This window comes from Faecalibacterium tardum, assembly GCF_040096515.1.
Taxonomy (GTDB): Bacteria; Bacillota; Clostridia; order Oscillospirales; family Ruminococcaceae; genus Faecalibacterium; species Faecalibacterium tardum.
In genome coordinates this window covers 1-23,617 of the sequence record NZ_JBBMEO010000022.1, presented here as the reverse complement: position 1 = coordinate 23,617, position 23,617 = coordinate 1, and the positions used below count along the sequence as shown (strand labels likewise).

Here is a 23,617-nt window from a genome sequence, read left to right as displayed (position 1 = left end):
AGCTCAGGTTACCTATTGCAATTCTGACTATTTGGAATATACTTGTAAGTATCAAATTATTTCACTGTATGAGGACATCCGCACCAAACTTATCCAGTCCGGTGTAATGAAATGCAGAGAATAAAAGACAAAATTGGTATGTTCCACGAAATTTAGGGAGAAAACTGAGCAAGTAGGAAGGCGGAATATATATGAAACAAGATACTTTAGAGGGCAAAGCAAAAACAAAAAATGGGGTAAAACGGCTGTGTTTTTCCATAATCTGCATTCTTCTGGAAGTGTTTTTTATTATTACTATCGTAACACGCTTGAATGAATATGCAGAAGTCATAAATTTATTTACAAGGATTTTGAGTGGGATCTTGGTTTTGGGATTGTACGCATCAAATAAGACATCCTCTATGAAAATGCCTTGGGTCATCTTAATTCTAATTTTCCCAATTATGGGTGTAGGCCTGTATTTGTTGATTGGTTTGAATGGTGGCACACATAAAATGCGTGAGCGGTATGCAGAAATTGATAGCAAATTGTTACCAATGCTTCCGGACAGTCAGGAGTGTTTGAGCAGAATAAAAGAAACAATTCCGAAAGCAGGAAATATAGCAAGTTACATACAAAGAAATTCGCAGTATCCAATCTATCAGAATACGGATATTGTGTATTTTGATGAAGCAGTGAAAGGATTAGAGGCACAGCTTAAGGATTTGGAGAAAGCACAAAAGTTTATCTTTATGGAATATCATGCGATAGAAGACGCTGAAGCATGGCATAAGATTCAAGATGTTCTGGAAGAGCGAGTAAAAGCAGGTGTGGAAGTTAGAGTATTCTATGATGATATGGGTTCTATAGGCTTTATTAACACAGATTTTGTGAAAAAAATGGAGACAATAGGAATTCATTGCCGTGTATTCAATCCGTTTATGCCAGGTTTAAATCTGTTTTTGAACAATCGTGATCATAGAAAAATAACAGTTATTGATGGAAAAGTCGGATTTACAGGTGGATATAATCTAGCAAACGAATATTTTAATTACACACACCCGTATGGACAGTGGAAAGATACAGGTATTCGTTTAGAAGGAGATGCTGTTCAGTCGCTTACAGTGACATTTTTAGAAATGTGGAATGCTGTTAGTGAAAAAGCTACGAATGATACTGATTTTAGTAAATACATTATTCATTACGATTATAAAGCACAGCAAACAGGTTTTGTTCAGCCTTATGCAGACAGTCCTATGGATAATGAGCAGGTCGGAGAAGAAGTTTATATCAGTATGATAAATAAAGCTGAAAAATATTGTTGGTTTATGACTCCATATCTAATCATAACAGATGAAATGACGCATGCGTTATGTCTGGCTGCTAAGCGAGGGGTAGACGTAAGAATTATCACACCTGGTATCCCTGATAAAAAATTCATTTATAGTGTAACTCGTTCTTTTTATCATGGATTAGTTAAACATGGTGTTCGTGTTTATGAGTGGACTCCTGGTTTCTGTCATGCAAAAATGAGTGTGGCAGATGACTGTATGGCAACTTGTGGAACAATTAATTTGGATTATCGAAGTTTATATCACCATTTTGAAAACGGCTGTTTTATGGCAGATTGTCAGGCAGTTGTGGAAATAAAAAATGATCTGATAAGAACGATGGGAGAATGTCGTGATGTGACAGACCAATATCAAACCGGACGAAGTGCATATTTGCGACTGGGACAATTATTTATGAGATTATTTGCTGGATTGCTATAAGAATCTGATGATACGACCTTTCAAAAAACAGTTGATTTAGAAGTTAACTGTTTTTGAAAGGCCGTTTTTGCTATATCTAACAGTCTGTTGTACAAAGAAGATTTTGCATGGATGAAAAAACAAACCTTGTTGAGGTTAAATTGAGTTTTCTATTGTATTGTATTGCTAATGAATAAGAATAAGAAATAAAAAGGAATCAAGTGATGTACAATGAAAAAGCATAAAATATGTAAAATCCTTCTTGTTATACTGGCAATTTTTTTATGTGTGGCTTTTTATGAATTGCTCGGAATCTGCGTTGCATATAAAAAGCAGCCGGAAGTGTCCAATACAACCAAAAAAGAAACAAAAAATGGGTCATGGAACGAATGCAGTGAAAATACAGAACGGGCAGTAATCATAGAAAAGAATCCAGAAGCGCTTTTACAAAGAGTGCGTTTGATCAAGAATGCAAAAAAGGAAATTATTCTTTCTACTTTTGCATTTCAATCCGATGAAAGTGGAAAATTGATCTTAGGAGCACTGCATGATGCGGCAGACAGAGGTGTACATATTCGTCTGTTAGTAGATGGAATGGAGAGCTGGATTGATATGGAAGGAAATCCGTATTTCTATGGATTATCTTCCCATGAGAATGTTGAAATTAAACTGTATAATAAGGCCAATCCGTTGAAACCGTGGAAAATAATGGGTAGAATGCATGATAAATATTTGATTGCAGATGGAAAGAGATATATTCTTGGGGGAAGAAATACATACAATTATTTCCTGGGTGATTTTCCGGGACATAAAAACTATGACAGAGACGTGTTAGTGGTTTGCGATGAACCTGAAAAAGAAAATTCAGTTAACCAGTTGTTAGAGTATTTTGAAACGATATGGGAACAAGAAGACAGTGATTATTTTCATGACAATAAAAAACTGGCAAATAGAAAATCTGTAAAGAACGCAGTTTTAGAGCTGCAGAACGGCTATCAGAAATATTTTGAAGAGAATAAGGAAAGAATCTGCGATACCGATTACACGGACGAAACTTTTGAGACAGAAAAGATTGCATTAGTGTCAAATCCTATTCACACAGGTTCCAAAGAACCAGTAGTGTGGTATCAGTTGGGAGAATTGATGAAAAATGCAAAAAATCGTGTGAAGATCCACACGCCATATATTATCTGTAATGATATGATGTATAATACATGGGAGGAGATTGCAGAGAACGTTTCAGATTTTTCTATCATGACAAATTCAGTTGCGAATAATGGGAATCCATTTGGGGCTGCCGATTATGCGAAAAACAGAAATAGAATCTTAAGTACAGGAATTAATATCTGGGAATATGAAGGCGGTTATTCATACCACGGAAAAAGTATTCTGATTGACGATGATCTGTCTGTAATCGGTTCCTTTAATATGGACATGAGAAGTGCATATCTGGATACGGAACTGATGCTTGTAATTCGCAGTAAAGATATTAATAAACAGTTGGAAGAGGGCATGATGGACTATGAAAGAGTGTCCCGCCAGGTATTGGAAGATGGAACCTATCGTGATCCATATCATGTAGAGCCAATCGAATTAACAAAGAAACGTCAGAGAAAAATATTTTTGGTACAGCATCTGCTTGGATGGGCAAGGTATCTGTTTTAATAAGGAGGAAGGAAAACGTGTTTCAAATATTGATTGTAGAAGATGATAAAGAATTAAGCCAGCTATTCCAAAAAGTGCTTGAGAAGAATGGATATCAAGTCAAAAGTGCATCGGATGGAGCACAGGCATTAGAAGTATTGGTTAAGGAATATATTGATCTGATCATTTCTGATATTATGATGCCGGTTATGGATGGTTATGAACTGGTGTCGGAACTCCGTTCAGCAGGATATCAGATACCTGTACTTATGATCACTGCGAAAGGTTCCTTTGATGATATGCGCCAGGGATTTCTTTCGGGAAGTGACGATTATATGGTAAAACCGGTAAATGTGAATGAAATGGTTTTAAGAGTCGGAGCACTGCTTCGCCGTGCACAGATACTGAATGAACACAAAATTGTGATCGGTTCAACAGAGTTTGATTATGATGCAATGACGGTTACAACTGATAAGGAAAGTCTTGTTTTGCCTAAAAAAGAATTCCTGCTTTTATATAAGCTTGCAGCTTCGCCAGGCAGAATATTTACAAAACAACAGTTGATGGATGAAGTATGGGGATACGAGACGGAGGCAGACCCACATACGATAGAGGTACATATAGGAAGAATCAGGGAGCGTTTGAAAGATAACCCTAATTTTGAAATCGTAACAATGCGTGGAATTGGATACAAGGTGGTGAAAAAATAATGGAACAAAAGAAAGAAAAAGGATTGCGGATCCGATCCTGTCTGACTGGTGCAATCTGGCTGGCACTTGTATTTTCAACAGTCATATCTGCGTTATTATTTGCTTTTTTGAATCATTTTTTTAATCTGCCGGGCAGCATACCTGTGCTTGGCTGGCTTTTGATTTTCAATACATTGATTGCAGGGCTGATCACTTCCTTTATTAATGCAAAGTTACTGGAACCAATTACAAGACTTAGTAAAGCAATGAAGGAAGTTTCTCGGGGAGATTTTGAACAGCATTTGGAAACGAACAGCCGTATAGCAGAAGTTGGAGAATCTTATCAAAGTTTTAACGTTATGACAAAAGAACTTCGTGCAACAGAGGTGCTGCAGATGGATTTTGTATCTGATGTTTCTCATGAGTTTAAGACCCCGATTAATGCCATTGAAGGATATACAATGCTGCTTCAGGGAGAAGAACTGTCTCCGGATCAAGAGGAATATGTAGAAAAAATCTTATTTAACACCCAAAGACTTTCCGGATTGGTTGGTAATATTTTGCTGTTATCCAAGTTAGAGAATCAGAATATACCAATGAAAAAAACAGAATATCGTCTGGATGAACAGATCCGCCAGGCAGTTCTTTCATTGGAAACAAAATGGACAGAAAAAGAAATTGGTTTTCAGGTAGAATTGGAGGAAGTTAAATATACTGCGAATGAAGGACTTTTTATGCATATCTGGATAAATCTTTTAGATAATGCGATTAAGTTCAGCCCTTCAAAGGGGACAATTACGATGTTTCTGAAACAAGAACAGGATTCTGTTAAGTTCATTCTGGAAGATGAAGGACCAGGAATAGAGGATGATGTAAAATCCAGAATATTTGACAAGTTCTATCAGGTAGATGGATCTCATAAAGCAGAAGGAAATGGCCTAGGTCTTGCACTTGTAAAACGGATTGTAGATAGTGCCGGAGGAACAATCAAAGCAGAAAACCGTGAATATGGTGGATGCAGATTTGTTATAGAGCTGCCAAAGCAGAAAGATGAGATTATCTAGTTTTAAGATAAATTAGAATATGGGAGGATTTATATGACATTTTATCAGGAGTTGCAGTTAAATCAGGCAGGTTCTAAAAACCTGTTGAAAAAGAGTGAAACACTAAAAGAAAAACTATATCATATGTGGGTATATCTGGTGAAGATAGCTGCTACAATGGCATTTTGTTTTTTCTTTGTTAGTATTTTCAGCATCCTATTTGGAAATGAGAACAGCATTGTAGGTGTAGTAGTCTTATTATGTCTCATGGTGTTTAGGAATGCGGATCTGGGGATCCACACCGGACAATCTACGATGCTTTTGGCTTTGTTCTTTGTAATTATGACTGTATGTCCGCATTTAGCAAATCAGTTTTCACCGGTATTGGGAATGCTGTTAAATATTGCGGCACTGGCTGTGTTGATTCTGTTCGGATGCCATAATCCATCCATGTTTAATCAATCTACATTGGTTCTTGGGTATCTGCTGCTATATGGTTATGATGTTACGGGAAAAAGCTATCAGATGCGATTAGTCGGAATGGCTTTAGGTGCAGCACTTACCTGCTTCGTATTTTATCGAAATCATAAAAACAGAACTTATAAAAGAAATCTGAAAGATCTGATACAAGAATTTGATATCACTTCTTCCAGAACAAAATGGCAGATATGTCAGATTTTATGCGTACCGATTGTCCTTTGCATTGCAGAACTTTGTAATATGCCACGTGCAATGTGGGCTGGTATTGCGGCCATGTCCGTGATTTTGCCGTCTATGGAAGATATGCACTACAGAGTCCGTAAAAGGATTGTCGGAAATATTGCAGGTGTTATATGTTTTACAGTATTATATTTTCTGCTTCCTTCGTCAATCTATGCATATATAGGAATTCTTGGTGGAATCGGTGTAGGATTTTCAGCACAATATGGCTGGCAGGCAGTATTTAACACATTTGGTGCTTTAGCCATTGCTGCAGAGACATATGGACTACAAGGAGCGGTTAGTCTTAGAGTGAGTCAAAATGTTTTTGGTGTTGTGTTTGCTTTAGCATTTTGTGTTATGTTTTATTGGTTTATGCCTAAAAAAAAGGAAAGTGAGGTGACCGTACATGCAGAGTGAAGTGAATCAGGAAGAAAATTTGAATACTACTGATTTTGACGAGCACTTCGCTAAAATTTCGTCCTATATTGTAGACACATTGCACGGCGTTCCACTTGAGATGACCGAGGATGAAAAAGAACAATTTCGCATACAGGTTATTTCAAATCAGTATGCAGAACGGTTGCTAAGTGAAGCCGAAAAGACAGAAACGTATAGAGGTTTATCAAAAATTGATATTCTCCATACAGTTTCTATCCCTCAACTGGCTAGAACAATCCCACTTAAAGGTTTGAATCTCAGTTTAGAAAAATACAGAATGCCGGATGGTGTAATAATAGAGGTTGAGAGTTCGTCACATTATTTGGGGTCATTTAGTGAGAAAAATGATTCTTCCACAAATTGGATAGAAAAGATCATGGAGGGTGTCGGTATTCACTAGATGGATTCTCAAGAAGCATATGCACGAAAGTTCTGCACGCGATAAGTATCTTGCCATTATGAAGCCCTACCTTCTGATGTGGCACAGTAGCAGTTGAAAACAGCTCAGGTTACCTATTGCAATTCTGACTATTTGGAATATACTTGTAAGTATCAAATTATTTCACTGTATGGGAGGAAATTATTATGGCAAGACCCAAGGGAAGCAAGAATAAGACCCGTATTGTAAATGCCAACGTTGATTATGCAGCCGTCGTTGCAGAAAAGACCGCCGAAAAGGAAAAAATCGAATCTGAGGTTGCTGCGCTGACTACAAATCTCGATGATCTGAAGACGCAGCTGAAAGCCAAGAAAGCAGAATTGAAAGCCGCCACCAAGGAACTTACCAAAGCCGAAAACAAAAAAGCTGCCGTCGAAGCAAAGGCAGCAGAAGAAGCAAAGAAAGGCGAAGCAGAAGATGTGCTGAAGAAGCTGCTTGCCAGCGGTATGACGGCTGAAGAAATCCTTGCAAAGCTCCAGTAATGCAATATGATGAACTGGACAAGCTGCTGAAGTAAAGGAAGGGGCTGTTGCACACGGATAAAAGCCGGTGCAACAGCCTCTTTTTCATTCATGCTGCAATTTTTTCAGCGTTTTAAACGTATCTAAATTAAAGTGGCATATCATATTCCTTTTCACACATACTTGCCATTTTCAGACAGGAGGTTGCTTTTATGAAAATATCTGCCGACTATCGTATGCTCGCTCTCGATGCTCTGCGCGGAAAATGGAAAACTGCTGTTCTGACAGGTATTGCCGCCAGTGCGCTCGGTGCTACCATTGTGAGCAGTTCCAACAGTGTCGTTTCCAATTCCAATCAGGCAAAGGACATTCATTTTAACCTGTTCGCCCAGCCAAACGGCGGTCGGCTGCTTGCTGTTTTGCTTGTCGGCATTGGTCTGTGGGCAATCCTCCAACTGATCGTGGGCGGTGCAGTTCAACTGGGATATGCTCGTTTTAATCTGAACCTTGTAGATGGAAAGGATGCGGCCATCTCGGATCTGTTCTCTCAGAAAGACCGTCTGTGGGATGGCTTCTGCATGAACTTCCTGCAGGGTCTGTACATCGCCCTCTGGTCGCTGCTGTTGGTGATTCCGGGAATCGTGAAAACATATAGCTATGCGATGACACCTTACATCATGTCCGAGCATCCTTCGCTGACCGCAAATGAAGCAATCACAGAATCCCGGCGGATCATGGACGGCAACAAATGGCGGCTGTTCTGTCTGGATTTCAGCTTCATTGGCTGGGAACTGCTCTGTGCGCTGCCACTGTATATCGGGTATTTTCTGATTCTCAGATATTTCTCCGGTTCAGAGGCTATGGCGATTTCTCTTGTTCTTCTTCTGACAATTCCATTAAGCATTGGCTTTTTCTTCGTGCGCCCCTATGAGGAAGCTGCATGGGCCACTTTCTACCGCGATGTTACCACAGCACCTGCCGAACCGGATGAAGCATCTTGATTTTTATACTATTTCTCAGGTGTAACTGGATTTTCGAGGTAATCTGCGTATGGAGAAGAAACCTGACCGTTCCGAAATAATTACAATGACCCTCTTGTTTGCTTTAACGCTGGTGCTTACGGTATAAAAAGTGACGAGAGTGGTTTCGTTGCCCTGGTTGTGGGTGCTGGGTCCGCTTTGGCTTGGCACATATCGATACCGCGATTAGGACTGCTTGCGCTGGGAGATCTCTCCCAGCGTTTTTTATTCCTCTGAGATGCCGAGATATTGGTCGATCTCCATGATGCCCTCCCCGCTGATTTCCACCAGATCTTCAAAGGGCACCACGGTGTCGCCCACTTGCAAGGTGCGGAACACCGGGTCGATGCGGTCTGCTTTTCCGGTCAGTGTGATGTAGTTACCCACTGCTGGAATCTCCGGGTGGGCGGTATCCTCTTTGAAATACCGCACTGTGATGGTCATGCCCTTGGTGACCTGCATCAGCCGATTGGACAGAGCCGACATTTCTTCCTCGGTCAAAATGCGCTTGGGCACACGCTCGGTGCGCTGCTTTTCTGCGGCAAGCTGCTCATCATAATACTGCTTCTATTTATCCTTTGGCAATCTCCAGATAAACGCTAAAATGGAGCATCTACTGCACATCCTAACTTAATATGCACTGAATAAAAGAAAAAGCCTTATATTTCAATCCATAGAGGCCAATCTGTGGTATAATTGGAGCAAGAGAACTGGAAAAAATCCAGCAAAAACCTTGTACCTGGAGGGCAGCTATGTATCGTTACAGCAATGGCCAGATCAGCTTGGCGGATTAATCGAGTATCTAATGCAGCAGGAGACCATCCTCCGGAAATGTGAGGCAGTGCTGGATCTACCGTCCGTGTATGAGAAAATGGTGCAGTTGTGCAGCAAAGAAGATAGTCGTCCGCCCCTCGCCCCAGCGTTCATCGTAAAGTACCTGCTGGTGAGTTTCCTGTACAGCAAACCATCGAACCGGCAGATCGGGCAGCGCACCCCTTCACCTCAAAGCTAACGAAGCTAATGAACTGCACGCTGCCACCAGCCTTCAGTACCTCCATCACAACTGCGACGTGGACGTTCAGTGCCGCCTCCCTGTCCTTTCTTCGTCAGGCCAGGCTTTTTTCGCAATAGTGGCGACGAATTCGTTCTTGCTGTTTTTCGTTTGAAAAGAGCCTTATGACCTGGGCGCTCTCCGGTCGTGGGTGGCGTAGTAGGCTCGCTTATTTTCGTACATGCAATAGTCGGCCTTGTCCAGCAGCGTTTGCATGATGCAGCCTTCATAATCGGCGGAGATCGCCCAACCGTAGGCGTAGCTGAGAGGAAGCTGATTGCCGTCACGGTTTGCAGCGTCGGCTTCCCTGCGCAGACTGTCCAGTATGCCCTCCACCTCCTGCCGGTCCGTATGGTAAATGACCGCCATAAATTCGTCGCCGCCGTATCTGCCCACGAAATGCTTTTCCGGGATCACCCGGCGTAAAAGCCGGGCAAAGCTCAGGATCAGTTGGTCACCCGCCGAATGACCCCTCGTATCGTTGACGGTTTTCAGATTGTTCAGGTCAAATATGACGCAGGCCGTAGGCTCCCGGAGAATTTCCCTGTTGTTGAGAAGCTCCTCGCAGGAGCCTTTGTTGGGCAGGCCGGTATGGATGTCAATGTATGCCTTCTGCTCCAGCAGTTGGTTTTTCCGGGCCATTTTCAGTGCCATGGCGGTCTGGAGCATGATCAGGATCACCAGGCACAGCATATCCAGTGCCGAGAGGATCTCAATAGTGCGGATCTTCATGGCGATCTTTTCTGAATAGTGTTCCGCGGCAGACACCGTTTCGTCCGCCATTTCAAAATAGGTCTCGCTCATGGCAACGATTTGGGTGTTCTCATATCCACGCTGTCTGGCCGCCGCGACCTCCGCCTTGAGCCACTCCCAGTAGGCACTCTGGATGTCCAGCCTTTCCTGATAGGCCGCGTCCTTGAGCTTTACCAATTCGTAGTGCCCATCCCCGGATGTCAGATCGCTTAAAATATCGTCTAAATACGCGATCAACTCATCGTTTCGGGTGCCTGTGATCTCCAGCTTTACCGCCCGCTGCGTGGCTCCGCGCACCAGCCCGGCATAATTGATGACGCGGGCCGTGCCCTTCAGGTTGCCGATCTCGACCATCATCAGAGCGACAAGGATCACCAAAATCAGCACAAGGCAGCTTTGCAGGATGCTGATGAGATTTTTGCGATCTATTTTTACATTTCCTTTTATCATAACGACCTCGATCACGGAACGACCATGATATTCTTTATTGCGAATCAGTCTTGATGAATACTTTACTCTGTAACGCACATCATGTCAATAACAATGGAAATTTTTCTACTGTCTCCCAAGAATGATCAGCATGATAAAATAGTCTATATTTTTCCCCTGCTGCGGGGCTGGTTTTTTGAGCCTTGCTACAAACTCAAAGCGCGTTTAATGCTCAAAAACAGTAGAATTTCATATGCCCACGAAAGATAGATGAATAGCTGAACAACAAAATGTAACTTTTGTGACCTACGACACCAGTCTCAAGCGGTCTAACTAATATAAAATAAAAAGCACGCACTTTATTGCTTGTTTCGGTTGGATGGCTTAGGCTTGTCAGGGATCGCCTCATCCGCCTTGGATGGGCGACCCCTGCGAGCCCCAACCAATTTCTCCGCTTTCTGGTTTTCAGGCATAGTCTTTTCTGCTTTCGGCGGACTGCCACGGCACAACTTTTTCGGCTTCTATAATTGTAAGTAACATGGCTTTTCGCTGAATGGAAAGCGAAGCTGACCCGGGCTGGGGTGGTCTGTATTAAAGCGATATTTTTTTTGAAATTATCTTGACAAATTTTATCAAGATTGATATGATGGTATTAACAAGCAAGCGAAAAGAGGATGTGGAGCATGATCATCACCAAAGAGACGGACTACGCGCTGCGCATTTTGCGGGTGCTGATGGACGGGGAGAAGCATTCGGTGGCCGAGATGTCGGAAACGGAATTGATCCCCAATCAGTTTGCCTACCAGATTCTGCGCAAGCTCTCCGCCGGCAATTTGGTGCGGGTGAGCCGCGGCGCTCTCGGCGGCTGCGCGCTGTCCTGCGATCTGGACGCGACCTCCCTCTACGATCTCATGGGGGTCGTGGGGGAGCGGGGCATCCTGTGCGCCTGCATGGAGCCGGGATATGAATGCCGCTGGCAGGACAAGCATGGGCGGTGCGCCATCCACTGTCAGCTGGCGGCCTTGCAGCAAAAGCAGGACGAGGCGTTCCGTGCCGTGAGCCTGCGCAGGCTGCTGACCGGCGGATCCGATCCCCAAGATACAAGCAAGCTGTAAAATTTTAAAAGGAGGTACCCGTATGCTGTTTCAAACCACGTCGGCGCACGAAGAGCTGCGCGCGAAGATCCGGAGTTTTGCGGAGGAGGAGATCAAGCCCCTCGCATTTTTAATGGATCAGAACAATGAGTTTCCCGAGGAGGCTGTCAAGAAGCTGGGTAAGCTAGGCTGGATGGGCATTCCCTACCCCAAGGAGTACGGCGGTGCCGGTCTTGATGCTCTGAGCTACGCCATCGCGGTGGAGGAGCTGGCCCGTGTGGACGGCGGCACGGGCGTAATCCTCTCCGCCCACGTCTCCCTCGGCTCATGGCCCATTTTCGCCTATGGCACCGAGGAGCAGAAGAAGAAATATCTGGTTCCGCTGGCCAAGGGCGAGAAGATCGGCGCCTTCGGCCTTACGGAGACCAACGCCGGATCCGACGCCGGCGGCACGGAGACCACGGCGCTGGATAAGGGGGACTACTACCTCCTCAACGGCGGCAAGATCTTCATTACCAACGCCCCTAAGGCGGACACCTATGTGGTTTTCGCCGTCACCACGCCGGACATCGGCACCCGGGGCATCTCCGCTTTCATCGTGGAGAAGGGCTGGAAGGGCTTTGAGTTCGGCGACCACTATGACAAGATGGGTATTCGCTCCTCCTCCACGGCGGAGCTGATCTTCAACGACGTGAAGGTTCCCAAGGAAAACCTATTGGGCAAGGAGGGCGAGGGCTTCAAGATTGCCATGTCCACGCTGGACGGCGGACGCATCGGCATCGCCGCGCAGGCGCTGGGCATCGCCCAGGGCGCGTTTGAACACGCGTTGAGCTATTCCAAGGAGCGCGTCCAGTTCGGCAAGCCCATCGCGGCCCAGCAGAGCATCGCCTTCAAGCTGGCGGATATGGCAACCAAGCTGCGCTGCGCCCGGTTCCTCATCTACTCCGCGGCGGAGCTGAAGGAGCAGCACGCGCCTTACGGCATGGAGTCCGCCATGGCGAAGATGTACGCCTCGGACATCGCGCTGGAGGTCACCAACGATGCCTTGCAGATCTACGGCGGCAGCGGCTACCTCAAGGGCATGGAGGTGGAACGGGCCTACCGCGACGCCAAGATCACCACCCTCTACGAGGGCACTAACGAGATCCAGCGGGTGGTCATCGCCTCTCATCTGTTGGGCAGGCTGGGCAAGAGCTCCGGCGGCGAGAGCCGTTCGGCGGCCAAGAAACCCGCGCCCATCACCGGCATTCGCAAAAAGACTATCTTCCGGGAGGGGGATGCTGCCCAGCAGGTGGCCGACCTTGTGGCGGCGCTGAAGAAGGATGGTCACGACTTCTCCGTCGGCATCCCTATGGATACGCCCATCCCGCAGGCGGAGCGGGTGGTCTCCGCGGGCAAGGGCATCGGGGAGAAAAAGAACATGAAACTGGTAGAGTCGCTGGCCAAGGCCGCCGGCGCGGCCATCGGTTCTTCCCGCCCTGTGGCGGAGACTCTCAAATATCTGCCGCTGAACCGCTATGTGGGTATGTCCGGTCAGAAGTTCACCGGCAATCTGTACATCGCCTGCGGCATCTCCGGCGCATCCCAGCACCTTAAGGGCATCAAGGACGCCTCCACCATCGTGGCCATCAATAAGAACGGTAACGCGCCTATCTTCAAGAACTGCGACTACGGCATCGTGGGCGATGTGGAGGAGATCCTGCCCCTGCTCACTGCCGCGCTGGATAGCGGCGAAAAGCTGCCCGCGCCGCCCATGGTAAAGATGAAGCGGCCCACGCCGCCGAAGCCCGCCCCCATCGGCGACCGCTACGTCTGCAGCGGCTGCGGCTACGAGTATGTGCCGGAGTTGGGCGACGAGGACGGCGAGATCGCGCCCGGTACGCTCTTTGAGCAGCTTCCCACCGAGTGGGTGTGTCCCGAGTGCGCGGAGACGAAGGATCAATTTGTAAAGGCTTGAGGCCGTGAAGGAGGTAAGATAAGATGTATTGCGTGCGTAAAGTAACGAACGACCTCTACTGGGTGGGCGCCAACGACCATCGCCTGGCCCTGTTTGAAAACTGCTTTCCCATTCCCCGGGGCGTAAGCTACAACGCCTACTGCCTGCTGGATGAAAAGACGGTGCTCTTTGACACGGTGGACTGGTCTGCCTGCCGCCAGCTTTTGGAAAATCTGGCGTATGTGCTGGATGGCCGCGAGCTGGACTACCTGTTGGTCAACCATCTGGAGCCGGATCACGCCGCCTGCATCGAGGAGATCCTGCTGCGCCATCCCAAGGTGAAACTGATCTCCAACGAGAAGGCATTCATGCTCATGCGGCAGTTCGGCTTCCATGTGGACGGACATGAGTGCATCGAGGTGAAGGAGGGCGATACCTTCTCCTTCGGCAAGCACACCGTCACCTTTGTGGGCGCGCCTATGGTTCACTGGCCGGAGGCCATGGTGACCCTCGACGTCACCGACGGCGTCCTTTTTTCCGCCGACGCCTTCGGCACCTTCGGCGCGCTGGACGGCAAGCTGTTCGCCGACGAGGTGGACTTCGAGCGGGACTGGCTGGACGACGCCCGCCGCTACCTTACCAACATCGTGGGCAAGTACGGCCCCCACATCCAGCTCCTGCTGAAAAAGGCCAGCGGCGTTTTGGATCAGATCAAGTACATCTGCCCGCTCCACGGCCCCGTGTGGCGCAAGGATCTGGGCTGGTTCATTGAAAAGTACGACACATGGAGCCGCTATGCCCCTGAGACCCAGGGCGTGCTCATCGTCTACGCCTCTATGTACGGCAACACGGAGAACGCGGCGCAGGCGCTGGCGACGTCGCTCTGCGATAAGGGCATGAGCAAGGTGGCGATGTACGATGTGTCCTCCACTCATGTCTCCCAGCTGATCTCCGAGGCGTTTAAGTACAGTCACATTGTCCTGGCCTCTGTGACCTACAACCTCGGCATCTACCCCGCCATGCATGACTTCCTCATGGATATGAAGGCACTGAATCTGCAAAACCGCACCTTTGCCATCATTGAAAACGGCTCATGGGCGGTGAAGTCCGGTGACCTCATGCAGAAATTCGTCAACAATGAGCTTAAGAACATGACGGTGCTCAACGAGCGGCTCAGCCTCGCCTCGTCCATGGGCACGGACAAGCGCACTGAGCTGGAAGCACTGGCGGACGCCATTCTGGAATCTATGAAGTAACTGGCAGGAAAGCCAAAACCAAGACAACAGACAACAAACAGCCCCACCGCGTCGGCTGCAGAAAAACCGGCTTTCAAAAACAGAGCGGGCAAGCGTGATACTGCGCTTGCCCGCTCTTTGCCCAAAAGGACATGAGAAGTGACCGGAGAAGATGAGAGGATCGAAATGGAGATCAGAAAACGAAACGGGGAGTCTGTTCCCTTTCAACAGGAGAAAATTTTCAACGCCATGAAAAAGGCGTTTGACGGACAGGGCAAGGAGATCGGAAGCAGAGAGATGGATGAGATCCTCGCCACCGTTCTCAACAATCTCTCCGTCACAGTGCCGCTCACCGTAGAACGTGTGCAGGACGAGGTGGAGCGAACGCTCATGGAGCGCGGACACTATGAGGTGGCCAAGGCGTACATCCTCTACCGCGAAAAGCGGTCTGCGCTGCGCCGTGTCCGGCATACCATCGCGCGGACGGTGGGGGATGACTCGCTTGACGAGGTGCTGCGCCGCATCCAGATGGATTTTACCGAGGAAGTCTACTCCCTCGCGGCGCTTCAAATGAAGTTTGAGAGTTTCTGTCGTCTGGGTATGACGGAGGATGAGCGGGCTGAGGCTCTGACCAAGGCGGCGGTAGAGCTGACTACGGCAGAGGCACCCAAGTGGGAGTTCATCGCGGCGCGGCTTCTGAACCACTCCTTTCGCTGTCGCAACGCACAGGAATGGGAGGGGCGCGGCGTCGGCGACCTCTATGGCAAGCTTCGCTATCTGACGGATAAGGGACTCTACGGTGACTATATCCTTGCCCACTATACCCACGAGGAAATTGCCATGGCGGAGGACTTTCTCTGCCCGGAACGGGACGAGCTGTTCACCTACTCCGGCCTTGACCTGCTGCTCAAACGCTATGTGATCCAGTCACGCAGCCGCGCGCCGCTGGAAACACCGCAGGAGATGTTTTTGGGTATCGCGCTGCATCTTGCTATGAACGAAGGCTCTGATCGCATGGGGTGGGTAAAACGCTTTTACGATATGCTCAGCCGTATGGAGGTCACGATGGCGACACCTACCATGTCCAACGCACGAAAGCCCTACCATCAGCTTTCAAGTTGCTTTGTGGACACTGTGCTGGACAGTCTGGACGGCATCTACCGCTCGCTGGACAACTTCGCAAAGGTCTCTAAATTCGGCGGTGGAATGGGGATGTACTTCGGTAAGGTGCGCGCTGCAGGCAGCACCATCCGCGGCTTTCAAGGGGCGGCGGGCGGTGTTATCCGCTGGATCCGGCTGGTCAACGACACCGCCGTGGCGGTGGATCAGTTGGGGATGCGGCAGGGCGCTGTGGCGGTTTACTTAGACGCATGGCACCGGGATCTGCCGGAATTCCTTCAACTGCGCACCAACAACGGCGACGACCGCATGAAGGCACATGATGTGTTTCCCGCCGTGTGCTATCCGGATCTCTTCTGGCGACTGGCGGAGGAGAACATAGACGCGCCGTGGCATCTCATGTGTCCGCATGAGATCCTCACGGTCAAGGGCTACGCACTGGAGGATTACTGGGGTACAGAATGGGAGAAGCGGTATCTGGACTGCGTCAATGACCCGCGCATCGAAAAGCGCAGCGTCACCGTCAAGGACATCGTGCGGCTGGTGCTTCGCTCGGCAGTGGAGACCGGCACACCCTTCGCTTTCAATCGCGACAGTGTAAATCATATGAACCCAAACGGCCACACGGGAATGATCTATTGCTCCAATCTCTGTACGGAGATCGCGCAGAACATGGCACCCATCGAGCACATCAGCACTGAGGTGCACACGGAGAACGGCGACACAATTGTGGTGACGGCCACACGCCCAGGTGAGTTTGTGGTCTGCAATCTGGCGAGTCTGTCTCTCGGTAATCTGCCGGTGGAGGACGAGGCCTATATGGAACGCACGGTGGAAACGGCCATCCGCGCACTGGATAATGTGATCGACCTCAACTTCTACCCGTTGGAATACGCGCGGCTTACCAATCAGAAGTACCGCAGCATCGGCCTGGGCGTCAGCGGCTACCACCACATGCTGGCAAAGCGCGGCATCCACTGGGAGAGCGATGAGCACCTTGCCTTCACCGACGCAGTGTTCGAGCTCATCAACTACGCCGCTGTCAAGGCGGACACAGCTCTGGCACGGGAAAAGGGTCGTTACGCGCTCTTTGAGGGCAGCGACTGGCAGACGGGCGCGTATTTTGAAAAGCGGGGTTATACCTCCGAAAAGTGGCGGGCGCTTGCGAAAACGGTGGCGGTGCAGGGAATGCGCAACGCCTATCTGCTGGCGGTCGCACCGACCTCCAGCACATCTATCCTCTCCGGCACGTCGGCGGGCATAGATCCAATTATGAAGAAATTCTTTTTAGAGGAAAAAAAGGGCAGCATGCTGCCCCGCGTTGCTCCGGAGCTTTCTATGGACACATGGTGGTACTATAAGGCAGCGCATCTAATCGACCAAAGCTGGTCGGTACGCGCCGCGGGCCTTCGCCAGAGACATATTGACCAGGCGCAGAGCATGAATCTCTATATCACCAACGACTATTCCATGCGTCAGGTGCTCAGACTGTATTTGGAGGCGTGGAGGGCCGGCGTCAAGACCATTTACTATGTCCGCAGCAAGGCCCTTGAGGTCGAGGCCTGCGAAAGCTGCTCGTCATAAGGAGGATAGCATGACGGAACTGAAGAAAAAGCCCCTCTTTAACCCAGAGGGCAACCCTGATGTGCGCCTGCGGCGCATGATCGGCGGCAATACCACAAACCTCAACGACTTCAACAATATGAAGTACGCTTGGGTCAGCGACTGGTACCGGCAGGCCATGAACAACTTTTGGATCCCTGAGGAGATCAATCTCTCGCAGGATGTGAAGGACTATCCACGCCTGCTGTCAGCCGAGCGCAGCGCCTACGATAAAATTCTGAGTTTTCTTGTCTTTTTGGATTCCATTCAGACAGCGAACCTGCCTAATATCGGCGCCTACATTACCGCCAACGAGGTCAATCTCTGCCTGTCCATTCAGGCGTTTCAGGAGTGTGTCCACTCACAGAGCTACAGCTATATGCTCGACACCATCTGTTCCCCCGTGGAGCGCAATGACATCCTCTACCAATGGAAAACGGACGAGCATCTGCTGCGCCGCAACACCTTCATTGGGGACTGCTACAACGAGTTTCAGGAGCGGAAGGACGCTCCCACGCTGCTGCGCGTGATGATGGCAAACTATATTTTGGAGGGCATCTATTTTTACAGCGGCTTTATGTTCTTCTACAATCTCTCCCGAAACGGGAAGATGCCCGGCTCGGCGCAGGAGATTCGCTACATAAACCGCGATGAGAACACGCACTTGTGGCTGTTCCGCAATATCATCACGGAGCTGCAAAAGGAGCAGCCGGAGTTGTTCACCGCCGAGAGCGTACAAGCGCTGCGCGAGATGATGCGTGAGGGCGTGGAGCAGGAGATCGCATGGGGGCATTATGTGATCGGCGACGACATCCCGGGGCTGAACCGGCAGATGATCAGCGATTACATCCGCTATCTCGGCAACCTCCGCTGGACGAGCCTTGGCTATCCCGCATTGTATCCAGGCTTTGAGAGCGAACCGGAGAGCATGGAATGGGTCAGCCAGTACGCCGACGCCAACATGGTCAAGACCGATTTCTTTGAGGCACGCAGTACCGCCTACGCCAAGAGCACCGCACTGATAGACGATTTATAAGAAAACCAAAGACATTAGAATAGGAGATATTACTATGAATTACAGCGCTATGATTCAAAATCGCAGATCCGTTCACGCATTCCGCGAAAAGGAAGTTCCGAGCGAGGCTATCGGCCAGCTCAGATCCTACTATGAAAAGACCTGCCCCCGTCTTGTCCCGGAGATTGCAACGGAGTTGATCGTCTTGGACAAGGATGCACAGCCGGCGCTGGAGAGCTCAGCGGGCTATAATCAATTTCTCATCGGAGCACCGCATTACCTGCTCCTTATGTCTGCCCCGCATTCCTATGCGGCCATCAACGCCGGCTACATGATGGAAGATCTCGTCCTCAAGCTGACTGAGTTGGACATTGACACCTGCTGGATGACCTTCACCGACAGCGACAAAATCAAAAAGGCACTGTCTCTCGCCACCCCGTTAGAGGTGGCGGCAATCGTTGCCTTTGGCTACGGGGAAAAGACCGCAAAAAAGCTGCGGCTGAATATCCTAAGTATGTCTCAGATCGATGTGCGGGCCGAGCAGCAGTACTACGCGCCCAAAAAGGGCGTGAACGATTTGGTTCACATGGGGAGCTGGAGCAACAAGTCTGGGCTTGACGAGATGATGGACTTCTACGACAATATGCTCTGGCAGTCCTTCTACGCCGCTTCGCTCTCCCCCAGCTATCTCAACCGTCAGCCCTATGGCTTCCTTGTGCAGGATCACAGCATCTATTTGGTGCAGCAGGAGGATGCCTACACCGATAATTTGGATGCCGCATTGGATCTCGGTATTGTCATGCTCCACTTCTCCGCCGTCGCCTCCCAGTGGGCGGGGCAGGTACGCTGGGAACTTTCACCTGCTGCGCCCGACGGCCTGCCGGAAGGACTTCGCTCCGCTGCGGTGTACCACATGTAACGACTCTGGGGGAAGCAAGGCAACGGTAAAATGCGCGACCGTCGATCCGCGGTTGAGCGTATGTTTCGTTAGAAAAGAAGAACCTATCAGTCAGAGTCTGAGTAAGGAAAATAGGAGGTATATTTTATATGGCTATCCAAACGGTAACAGATGCCATCCGCTATGTAGGGGTGGATGATAACACATTGGCACTCTTTGAAAACCAGTACCCCGTCCAGCCTATGGGAGTGAGCTACAACTCCTATGTCATTCTGGATGAGAAGATTGCCGTGATGGACAGCGTGGACGCACGGGCAACGGAAGAATGGCTTTCCAATGTGGCGCGTGTGTTGGAGGGGCGCAGGCCCGACTATCTTGTGGTTACACACATGGAGCCGGATCATTCCGGCAGCCTCATGCGGCTGGCACAAAAGTACCCGGAGATGAAGATCGTGGGAAACGCGAAAACATTTACCCTGATCAAGCAGTTCTTCGGCACAGGTGCATTGTCGGAAGACCGTATGCTGGAGGTTGGCGAAAGAGATACGCTTTCCTTGGGTTTGCACCGGCTGCGCTTTCTGCTGGCGCCGATGGTACACTGGCCGGAGGTGATGACAGCGTATGAAGAGGAGGAAAAGATCCTGTTCTCGGCGGATGCCTTCGGCCGCTTCGGTTCACTGGAACGGACTGCCCGTGCCCCCTGGGCGCCGCAGGCCCGGCGGTATTATTACAACATCATCGGAAAGTATGGTGCACAGGTGCAGGCGCTGCTGAAAAAAATCTCCGCGCTGGAGATCAAAACGATCTGCCCGCTCCATGGTCCCGTGCTTACAGAAGGGCTGGAGGAGTGTCTGCGGTTCTATGATCTCTGGTCACAATGGGAACCAGAAGAATCGGAGAGCATACTGATTGCCCACGCATCCATCCATGGAAATACTGCCCATGCGGCGAAGACCCTCAAGGGTAAATTAGAGAAAAAAGGCGTACAGGTCAACATATGTGATCTCACTGTGACAGATCTTTCCTACGCTGTTGCCAGTGCATTCTACTGCGGGAAGTTGGTTTTAGCCAGCTCCACCTATGACGGAGGACTGTTTCCGCCCATGAGGGAGTTTTTGGAACATTTACGGACAAAGGGATTCCGAAACCGCCGGGTTGGCCTTATTGAAGACGGCTCTTGGGCACCTGCTGCCGCGCGGCTGATGCGCACCAAATTGGAGGAGATGAAGGATATCCACCTTTACGAAACGGTAGTGTCTCTGCGTGGTGCATTGAACCAAACCAGCGAAGCGCAGATGGACGCTCTGGTGGCTGAGCTCTGCGCAGAATAAGCTGCAACAAACCGCAGCTATTCTCGTACAGATGATGGTCTTACTCATCTGCTTTATGTCCCAAGGGCAGAGTACCGTCATCTCAGGTTGAGGTCACGATGTGGTGTGGGGCGAGACCGGAGTCTTGAGAATACCCAAACAAAGGAAAGGAGCTGGCAGATATGGCAGCTATGAACATGAATCAGGAGCAGTTTGAGCAGGCGATCCGGGAGGAAAAGCCCGTTTTGGTGGATTTCTGGGCGCCCTGGTGCGGCTACTGCCGGAGGATCGGCCCCGCGTATGAGAAGATCGGAGAGGAATACGCGGACAGCCTCGCCGTCGGCAAGATCAACATTGACGAGGAGCCGCGGCTGGCGGGGGCCGAGGGGATCGAGGACATCCCAACTCTGGTGCTGTACCGGAACGGAAAGGCCGTGGATTCCATCACCGCGCCCGGCTCAAAGGCAGAAATCGACCGTTTCATTCAGGAAGCCTTGGCGAAATAACGGAGGGTTCAGATATGAACAACAATCATGTTTATGATATGCTCGTGGTGGGCGGCGGCCCGGGCGGCTACACCGCCGCCCTGTACGCGGCACGGGCGGGGCTGGACACCATCGTGCTGGAAAAACTGTCCGCCGGTGGGCAGATGGCCCTGACCGAGCAGATCGACAACTATCCCGGCTTTGAGGACGGGATAGACGGCTTCTCTCTGGCGGAGAAGATGCAAAAGCAGGCGGAGCGTTTTGGGGCACGCAGCGAATACGCGGAAGTTCTCCGCATGGATCTGACGGCGGTTCCCAAGCTCGTGGAGACCAGCGAGGGGATCTTCCGGGGGAAAACCGTGGTGCTGGCCACCGGCGCAGATCCCAGAACGCTGGGCGTTGCCGGAGAGACGGAGCTATTGGGCCGGGGCGTGGCCTACTGCGCCGCCTGCGACGGGATGTTTTACAAGGGCAAAACGGTGGTCGTGGTGGGCGGCGGCAATTCCGCCGCGGCAGATGCCCTCCTTCTCAGCCGCGTGGCGAAAAAAGTGATCCTCGTCCACCGCAGAGACACCCTGCGGGCCACCAAGAGCTATCACGAGCCGCTGGCACAGGCCGAAAACGTGGAATTCCGTTGGAACAGCGTCGTTTCCGCGCTGCTTTCCGGGGACAGGCTGACCGGCGTCCGCCTGCGGGACACCGTCACCGGTGAGGAAAGCGTGGTGGACTGCGACGGCGTATTTGTCAGCGTGGGCCGACAGCCCGCCACGGCGCTGGCGGTGGGTCAACTGGCGCTGGACGGCGGCGGCTATATCGTGGCCGGAGAGACCACGGAAACCAGTATTCCCGGCGTTTACGCCGTGGGCGACGTGCGGACGAAGCCCCTCCGTCAGGTGGTCACCGCCGTGGCGGACGGCGCGGTGGCAGTCCACATGGCGGAGAAATATATCGCGGAAAACCGATAAGGGAGGTAGATTGAAAAAGCCATGTTTAAGGTCAGGCCGGATACGCCCCATATCTGCAAGGCAAACTGCCAGAGTGATGGCAGATAAGATAACCCATGTAAGATCGGGAGATATGTTGTCTCTCCATATCCAGTCCACACAACAGTGAGCAACTGAACACAAAACACAGCCACAGATGTACTCTGCGGCTGTGTTTTTATGCGTAGTATTACCGCGTGACAAGCGGTTTTACTGTGACAGTGTCACATAATTTGAGAAAATCGGCTTCGAGGCAGCTTTTGGAGCACAAGCCCTTTGTGCTTGTTGACAGAGAAAAAAATATAGGTATAATAAAAGCAAAATAATAAGATTCATTCTTGCATTTGGAGAGTTGGCGGTATCCCAAAATACGCAGAGGAGATATTGGCCGCCGTAACGGAGCTGCAGCAGCATCCCAAGGCGGAGCAGGTGTTCCTGGAGATGAAAAGGGAGCATCCCAGCATCGCTCTGGGTACGGTATATCTGCCCCCATGCCGGGAGCAGGAAAAGACAATCTTATGGAGGAGAAGTATCATGAACGCTAACGTATCTCTTCTGCTCAACGAGCAGATCAATAAGGAGTTCTACTCCGCCTATCTGTATCTGGACTTTGCCAACTACTACGCCGCCGTCGGACTGGACGGCTTTGAGAACTGGTACCGGGTACAGGCGCAGGAGGAACGGGATCACGCCATGCTGTTTTATCAGTATTTGCAGAATAACGGCGAGGACGTCACCTTTGAGGCTATCGCAAAGCCGGAGTGGGAACGAGGCGACCACATGGCCCCGCTGAAAAAAGCACTGGAACACGAGATGCTGGTCACCGCCAGCATCAATGCCATCTACGCCGCCGCATACGAGGTCAGGGACTTCCGCACCATGCAGATGCTGGACTGGTTCATCAAGGAACAGGGCGAGGAGGAGAAGAACGCCGCTGACCTCATTACCAAGATGGATCTGTTCGGCGGTGACAGCAAGGGGCTGTATATGCTAAACAGCGAGCTGAAGGCACGGGTCTACACCGCGCCCTCGCTGGTGCTGTAAGCCCCGCGTGTCTGCGGGCTTTCGCATCAGGCAAAAGGCAGACTACATACAGGTGGCCTGCCTTTTCTTCCACCAGATGGTTAGTGATGGTTAACTATGTATAAAACAGAAAGGACTTCAGAACTTGAACAAGGAAAAGGAGATTGAAACCGTTACCCTCATGGTGCGCCGGTATTGTTGTGGCGTGCATAGGACAAGGGGCGAGGCGCTTTGTCCGGCGTGCAATGCACTGCTGGACTACGCCAGAGAGCGGCGGGACAGATGCCTGCACGGGAAAATTTAGTGGCACTTTGAATCCTTTCCGAGAGACGCAATGTCGTTTCTTACTACAACTGCATCGGCACTGTCTCTTTTCTCACAGCTGTTTATGCTTCTGTCCCGGATGGCGAAGCTGTTCGGCGTGTTTGCGTAAGGAAGGAGACGGCTCATGCAGTTGTAGTAAGAAACGACATTGCGTCTCTCGGAAAGGATTCAAAGTGCCACTAAATTTTCCCGAGA

Annotated in this window: 22 protein-coding genes; 20 read left to right on the top strand and 2 right to left on the bottom strand. The window is 49.8% G+C overall.

The genetic code is table 11. The features are described 5' to 3' along the window. Positions 1 to 191: 191 nt before the first annotated feature. The 8 genes from cls to WMO44_RS11185 all read left to right on the top strand — a co-directional run bounded on the left by cls (position 192) and on the right by WMO44_RS11185 (position 8,147). Complete coding sequence (cls, locus tag WMO44_RS11220; protein ID WP_097778739.1) at positions 192 to 1,751, top strand: cardiolipin synthase; 1,560 nt, start codon at positions 192 to 194, stop codon at positions 1,749 to 1,751. A 210-nt stretch (positions 1,752 to 1,961) separates the two neighbouring features. Next, positions 1,962 to 3,395, top strand: a complete 1,434-nt coding sequence (locus tag WMO44_RS11215) for a phospholipase D family protein (protein ID WP_097778740.1) — start codon at positions 1,962 to 1,964, stop codon at positions 3,393 to 3,395. Further along, positions 3,374 to 4,084, top strand: coding sequence for a response regulator transcription factor (locus WMO44_RS11210; protein ID WP_097778741.1), 711 nt, complete (start codon positions 3,374 to 3,376; stop codon positions 4,082 to 4,084). The genes WMO44_RS11215 and WMO44_RS11210 overlap by 22 nt, the downstream gene beginning before the upstream one ends. Continuing rightward, the gene (locus WMO44_RS11205) at positions 4,084 to 5,127 is read left to right on the top strand and encodes a HAMP domain-containing sensor histidine kinase (RefSeq protein WP_005929825.1); all 1,044 of its coding nucleotides are present in this window, start codon (positions 4,084 to 4,086) and stop codon (positions 5,125 to 5,127) included. Before WMO44_RS11210 ends, WMO44_RS11205 begins: the two co-directional genes overlap by 1 nt. 33 nt (positions 5,128 to 5,160) lie before the next feature. Then, positions 5,161 to 6,225, top strand: a complete 1,065-nt coding sequence (locus WMO44_RS11200) for an FUSC family protein (protein ID WP_015536754.1) — start codon at positions 5,161 to 5,163, stop codon at positions 6,223 to 6,225. Further along, positions 6,215 to 6,646 carry a hypothetical protein gene (locus WMO44_RS11195; RefSeq protein WP_005921183.1) on the top strand — a complete coding sequence of 144 codons (432 nt, stop codon included), beginning with the start codon at positions 6,215 to 6,217 and terminating at the stop codon, positions 6,644 to 6,646. Before WMO44_RS11200 ends, WMO44_RS11195 begins: the two co-directional genes overlap by 11 nt. Positions 6,647 to 6,831: 185 nt before the next feature. Continuing rightward, the gene (locus WMO44_RS11190) at positions 6,832 to 7,167 is read left to right on the top strand and encodes a hypothetical protein (protein WP_349152640.1); all 336 of its coding nucleotides are present in this window, start codon (positions 6,832 to 6,834) and stop codon (positions 7,165 to 7,167) included. 191 nt (positions 7,168 to 7,358) lie between these two features. After that, complete coding sequence (locus tag WMO44_RS11185; RefSeq protein WP_349152639.1) at positions 7,359 to 8,147, top strand: DUF975 family protein; 789 nt, start codon at positions 7,359 to 7,361, stop codon at positions 8,145 to 8,147. 243 nt (positions 8,148 to 8,390) lie between these two features. Here the strand turns inward: WMO44_RS11185 and WMO44_RS11180 are convergent, their stop codons facing one another. Next, complete coding sequence (locus WMO44_RS11180) at positions 8,391 to 8,681, bottom strand: YolD-like family protein (RefSeq protein WP_349152638.1); 291 nt, start codon at positions 8,679 to 8,681, stop codon at positions 8,391 to 8,393. A 289-nt stretch (positions 8,682 to 8,970) separates the two neighbouring features. Here WMO44_RS11180 and WMO44_RS15180 point away from each other — a divergent pair, with 289 nt between their 5' ends. Continuing rightward, positions 8,971 to 9,177 carry a transposase gene (locus WMO44_RS15180; RefSeq protein ID WP_470295127.1) on the top strand — a complete coding sequence of 69 codons (207 nt, stop codon included), beginning with the start codon at positions 8,971 to 8,973 and terminating at the stop codon, positions 9,175 to 9,177. 162 nt (positions 9,178 to 9,339) lie between these two features. Here the strand turns inward: WMO44_RS15180 and WMO44_RS11175 are convergent, their stop codons facing one another. Then, positions 9,340 to 10,419 (bottom strand): GGDEF domain-containing protein, encoded by a 1,080-nt coding sequence (locus WMO44_RS11175; RefSeq protein ID WP_349152637.1) that lies wholly within the window; start codon positions 10,417 to 10,419, stop codon positions 9,340 to 9,342. Between the two features lie 662 nt (positions 10,420 to 11,081). Between WMO44_RS11175 and WMO44_RS11170 the strand changes: the two genes are divergently transcribed. The 11 genes from WMO44_RS11170 (at position 11,082) to WMO44_RS15125 (ending at position 23,402) form a co-directional block, all read left to right on the top strand. Next, positions 11,082 to 11,513: an RrF2 family transcriptional regulator gene (locus WMO44_RS11170; protein WP_097779465.1), complete on the top strand. Its 432-nt coding sequence runs from the start codon at positions 11,082 to 11,084 to the stop codon at positions 11,511 to 11,513. A 22-nt stretch (positions 11,514 to 11,535) separates the two neighbouring features. Then, positions 11,536 to 13,449 carry an acyl-CoA dehydrogenase family protein gene (locus tag WMO44_RS11165; protein WP_349152636.1) on the top strand — a complete coding sequence of 638 codons (1,914 nt, stop codon included), beginning with the start codon at positions 11,536 to 11,538 and terminating at the stop codon, positions 13,447 to 13,449. A gap of 23 nt (positions 13,450 to 13,472) precedes the next feature. Further along, the gene (locus WMO44_RS11160) at positions 13,473 to 14,684 is read left to right on the top strand and encodes an FprA family A-type flavoprotein (protein ID WP_349152635.1); all 1,212 of its coding nucleotides are present in this window, start codon (positions 13,473 to 13,475) and stop codon (positions 14,682 to 14,684) included. A 165-nt stretch (positions 14,685 to 14,849) separates the two neighbouring features. Then, positions 14,850 to 17,366 carry a ribonucleoside-diphosphate reductase subunit alpha gene (locus WMO44_RS11155; protein ID WP_349152634.1) on the top strand — a complete coding sequence of 839 codons (2,517 nt, stop codon included), beginning with the start codon at positions 14,850 to 14,852 and terminating at the stop codon, positions 17,364 to 17,366. A 10-nt stretch (positions 17,367 to 17,376) separates the two neighbouring features. After that, a complete protein-coding gene (locus tag WMO44_RS11150) occupies positions 17,377 to 18,420 on the top strand; it encodes a ribonucleotide-diphosphate reductase subunit beta (protein ID WP_349152633.1) in 1,044 nt (347 codons plus the stop codon). Between the two features lie 34 nt (positions 18,421 to 18,454). Continuing rightward, positions 18,455 to 19,318 (top strand): nitroreductase family protein, encoded by an 864-nt coding sequence (locus WMO44_RS11145; RefSeq protein WP_349152632.1) that lies wholly within the window; start codon positions 18,455 to 18,457, stop codon positions 19,316 to 19,318. 128 nt (positions 19,319 to 19,446) lie between these two features. Further along, positions 19,447 to 20,628 (top strand): FprA family A-type flavoprotein, encoded by a 1,182-nt coding sequence (locus WMO44_RS11140; RefSeq protein ID WP_349152631.1) that lies wholly within the window; start codon positions 19,447 to 19,449, stop codon positions 20,626 to 20,628. A 161-nt stretch (positions 20,629 to 20,789) separates the two neighbouring features. Next, a complete protein-coding gene (gene trxA, locus WMO44_RS11135) occupies positions 20,790 to 21,113 on the top strand; it encodes a thioredoxin (protein WP_154261239.1) in 324 nt (107 codons plus the stop codon). 14 nt (positions 21,114 to 21,127) lie between these two features. Next, complete coding sequence (gene trxB / locus WMO44_RS11130) at positions 21,128 to 22,057, top strand: thioredoxin-disulfide reductase (protein ID WP_349152630.1); 930 nt, start codon at positions 21,128 to 21,130, stop codon at positions 22,055 to 22,057. A gap of 552 nt (positions 22,058 to 22,609) precedes the next feature. Continuing rightward, positions 22,610 to 23,119 carry a ferritin gene (locus tag WMO44_RS11125; RefSeq protein WP_154256539.1) on the top strand — a complete coding sequence of 170 codons (510 nt, stop codon included), beginning with the start codon at positions 22,610 to 22,612 and terminating at the stop codon, positions 23,117 to 23,119. A 124-nt stretch (positions 23,120 to 23,243) separates the two neighbouring features. Then, positions 23,244 to 23,402: a nitrous oxide-stimulated promoter family protein gene (locus WMO44_RS15125; RefSeq protein ID WP_353963857.1), complete on the top strand. Its 159-nt coding sequence runs from the start codon at positions 23,244 to 23,246 to the stop codon at positions 23,400 to 23,402. Positions 23,403 to 23,617 lie beyond the last annotated feature (215 nt).

Coding starts and splice junctions, on each gene's coding strand:
- cls (WP_097778739.1), top strand. CDS start 192: ATGAAACAAGATACTTTAGAGGGCAAAGCAAAAACAAAAAATGGGGTA.
- WMO44_RS11215 (WP_097778740.1), top strand. CDS start 1,962: ATGAAAAAGCATAAAATATGTAAAATCCTTCTTGTTATACTGGCAATT.
- WMO44_RS11210 (WP_097778741.1), top strand. CDS start 3,374: ATGGGCAAGGTATCTGTTTTAATAAGGAGGAAGGAAAACGTGTTTCAA.
- WMO44_RS11205 (WP_005929825.1), top strand. CDS start 4,084: ATGGAACAAAAGAAAGAAAAAGGATTGCGGATCCGATCCTGTCTGACT.
- WMO44_RS11200 (WP_015536754.1), top strand. CDS start 5,161: ATGACATTTTATCAGGAGTTGCAGTTAAATCAGGCAGGTTCTAAAAAC.
- WMO44_RS11195 (WP_005921183.1), top strand. CDS start 6,215: ATGCAGAGTGAAGTGAATCAGGAAGAAAATTTGAATACTACTGATTTT.
- WMO44_RS11190 (WP_349152640.1), top strand. CDS start 6,832: ATGGCAAGACCCAAGGGAAGCAAGAATAAGACCCGTATTGTAAATGCC.
- WMO44_RS11185 (WP_349152639.1), top strand. CDS start 7,359: ATGAAAATATCTGCCGACTATCGTATGCTCGCTCTCGATGCTCTGCGC.
- WMO44_RS15180 (WP_470295127.1), top strand. CDS start 8,971: ATGCAGCAGGAGACCATCCTCCGGAAATGTGAGGCAGTGCTGGATCTA.
- WMO44_RS11175 (WP_349152637.1), bottom strand. CDS start 10,419: ATGATAAAAGGAAATGTAAAAATAGATCGCAAAAATCTCATCAGCATC.
- WMO44_RS11170 (WP_097779465.1), top strand. CDS start 11,082: ATGATCATCACCAAAGAGACGGACTACGCGCTGCGCATTTTGCGGGTG.
- WMO44_RS11165 (WP_349152636.1), top strand. CDS start 11,536: ATGCTGTTTCAAACCACGTCGGCGCACGAAGAGCTGCGCGCGAAGATC.
- WMO44_RS11160 (WP_349152635.1), top strand. CDS start 13,473: ATGTATTGCGTGCGTAAAGTAACGAACGACCTCTACTGGGTGGGCGCC.
- WMO44_RS11155 (WP_349152634.1), top strand. CDS start 14,850: ATGGAGATCAGAAAACGAAACGGGGAGTCTGTTCCCTTTCAACAGGAG.
- WMO44_RS11150 (WP_349152633.1), top strand. CDS start 17,377: ATGACGGAACTGAAGAAAAAGCCCCTCTTTAACCCAGAGGGCAACCCT.
- WMO44_RS11145 (WP_349152632.1), top strand. CDS start 18,455: ATGAATTACAGCGCTATGATTCAAAATCGCAGATCCGTTCACGCATTC.
- WMO44_RS11140 (WP_349152631.1), top strand. CDS start 19,447: ATGGCTATCCAAACGGTAACAGATGCCATCCGCTATGTAGGGGTGGAT.
- trxA (WP_154261239.1), top strand. CDS start 20,790: ATGGCAGCTATGAACATGAATCAGGAGCAGTTTGAGCAGGCGATCCGG.
- trxB (WP_349152630.1), top strand. CDS start 21,128: ATGAACAACAATCATGTTTATGATATGCTCGTGGTGGGCGGCGGCCCG.
- WMO44_RS11125 (WP_154256539.1), top strand. CDS start 22,610: ATGAACGCTAACGTATCTCTTCTGCTCAACGAGCAGATCAATAAGGAG.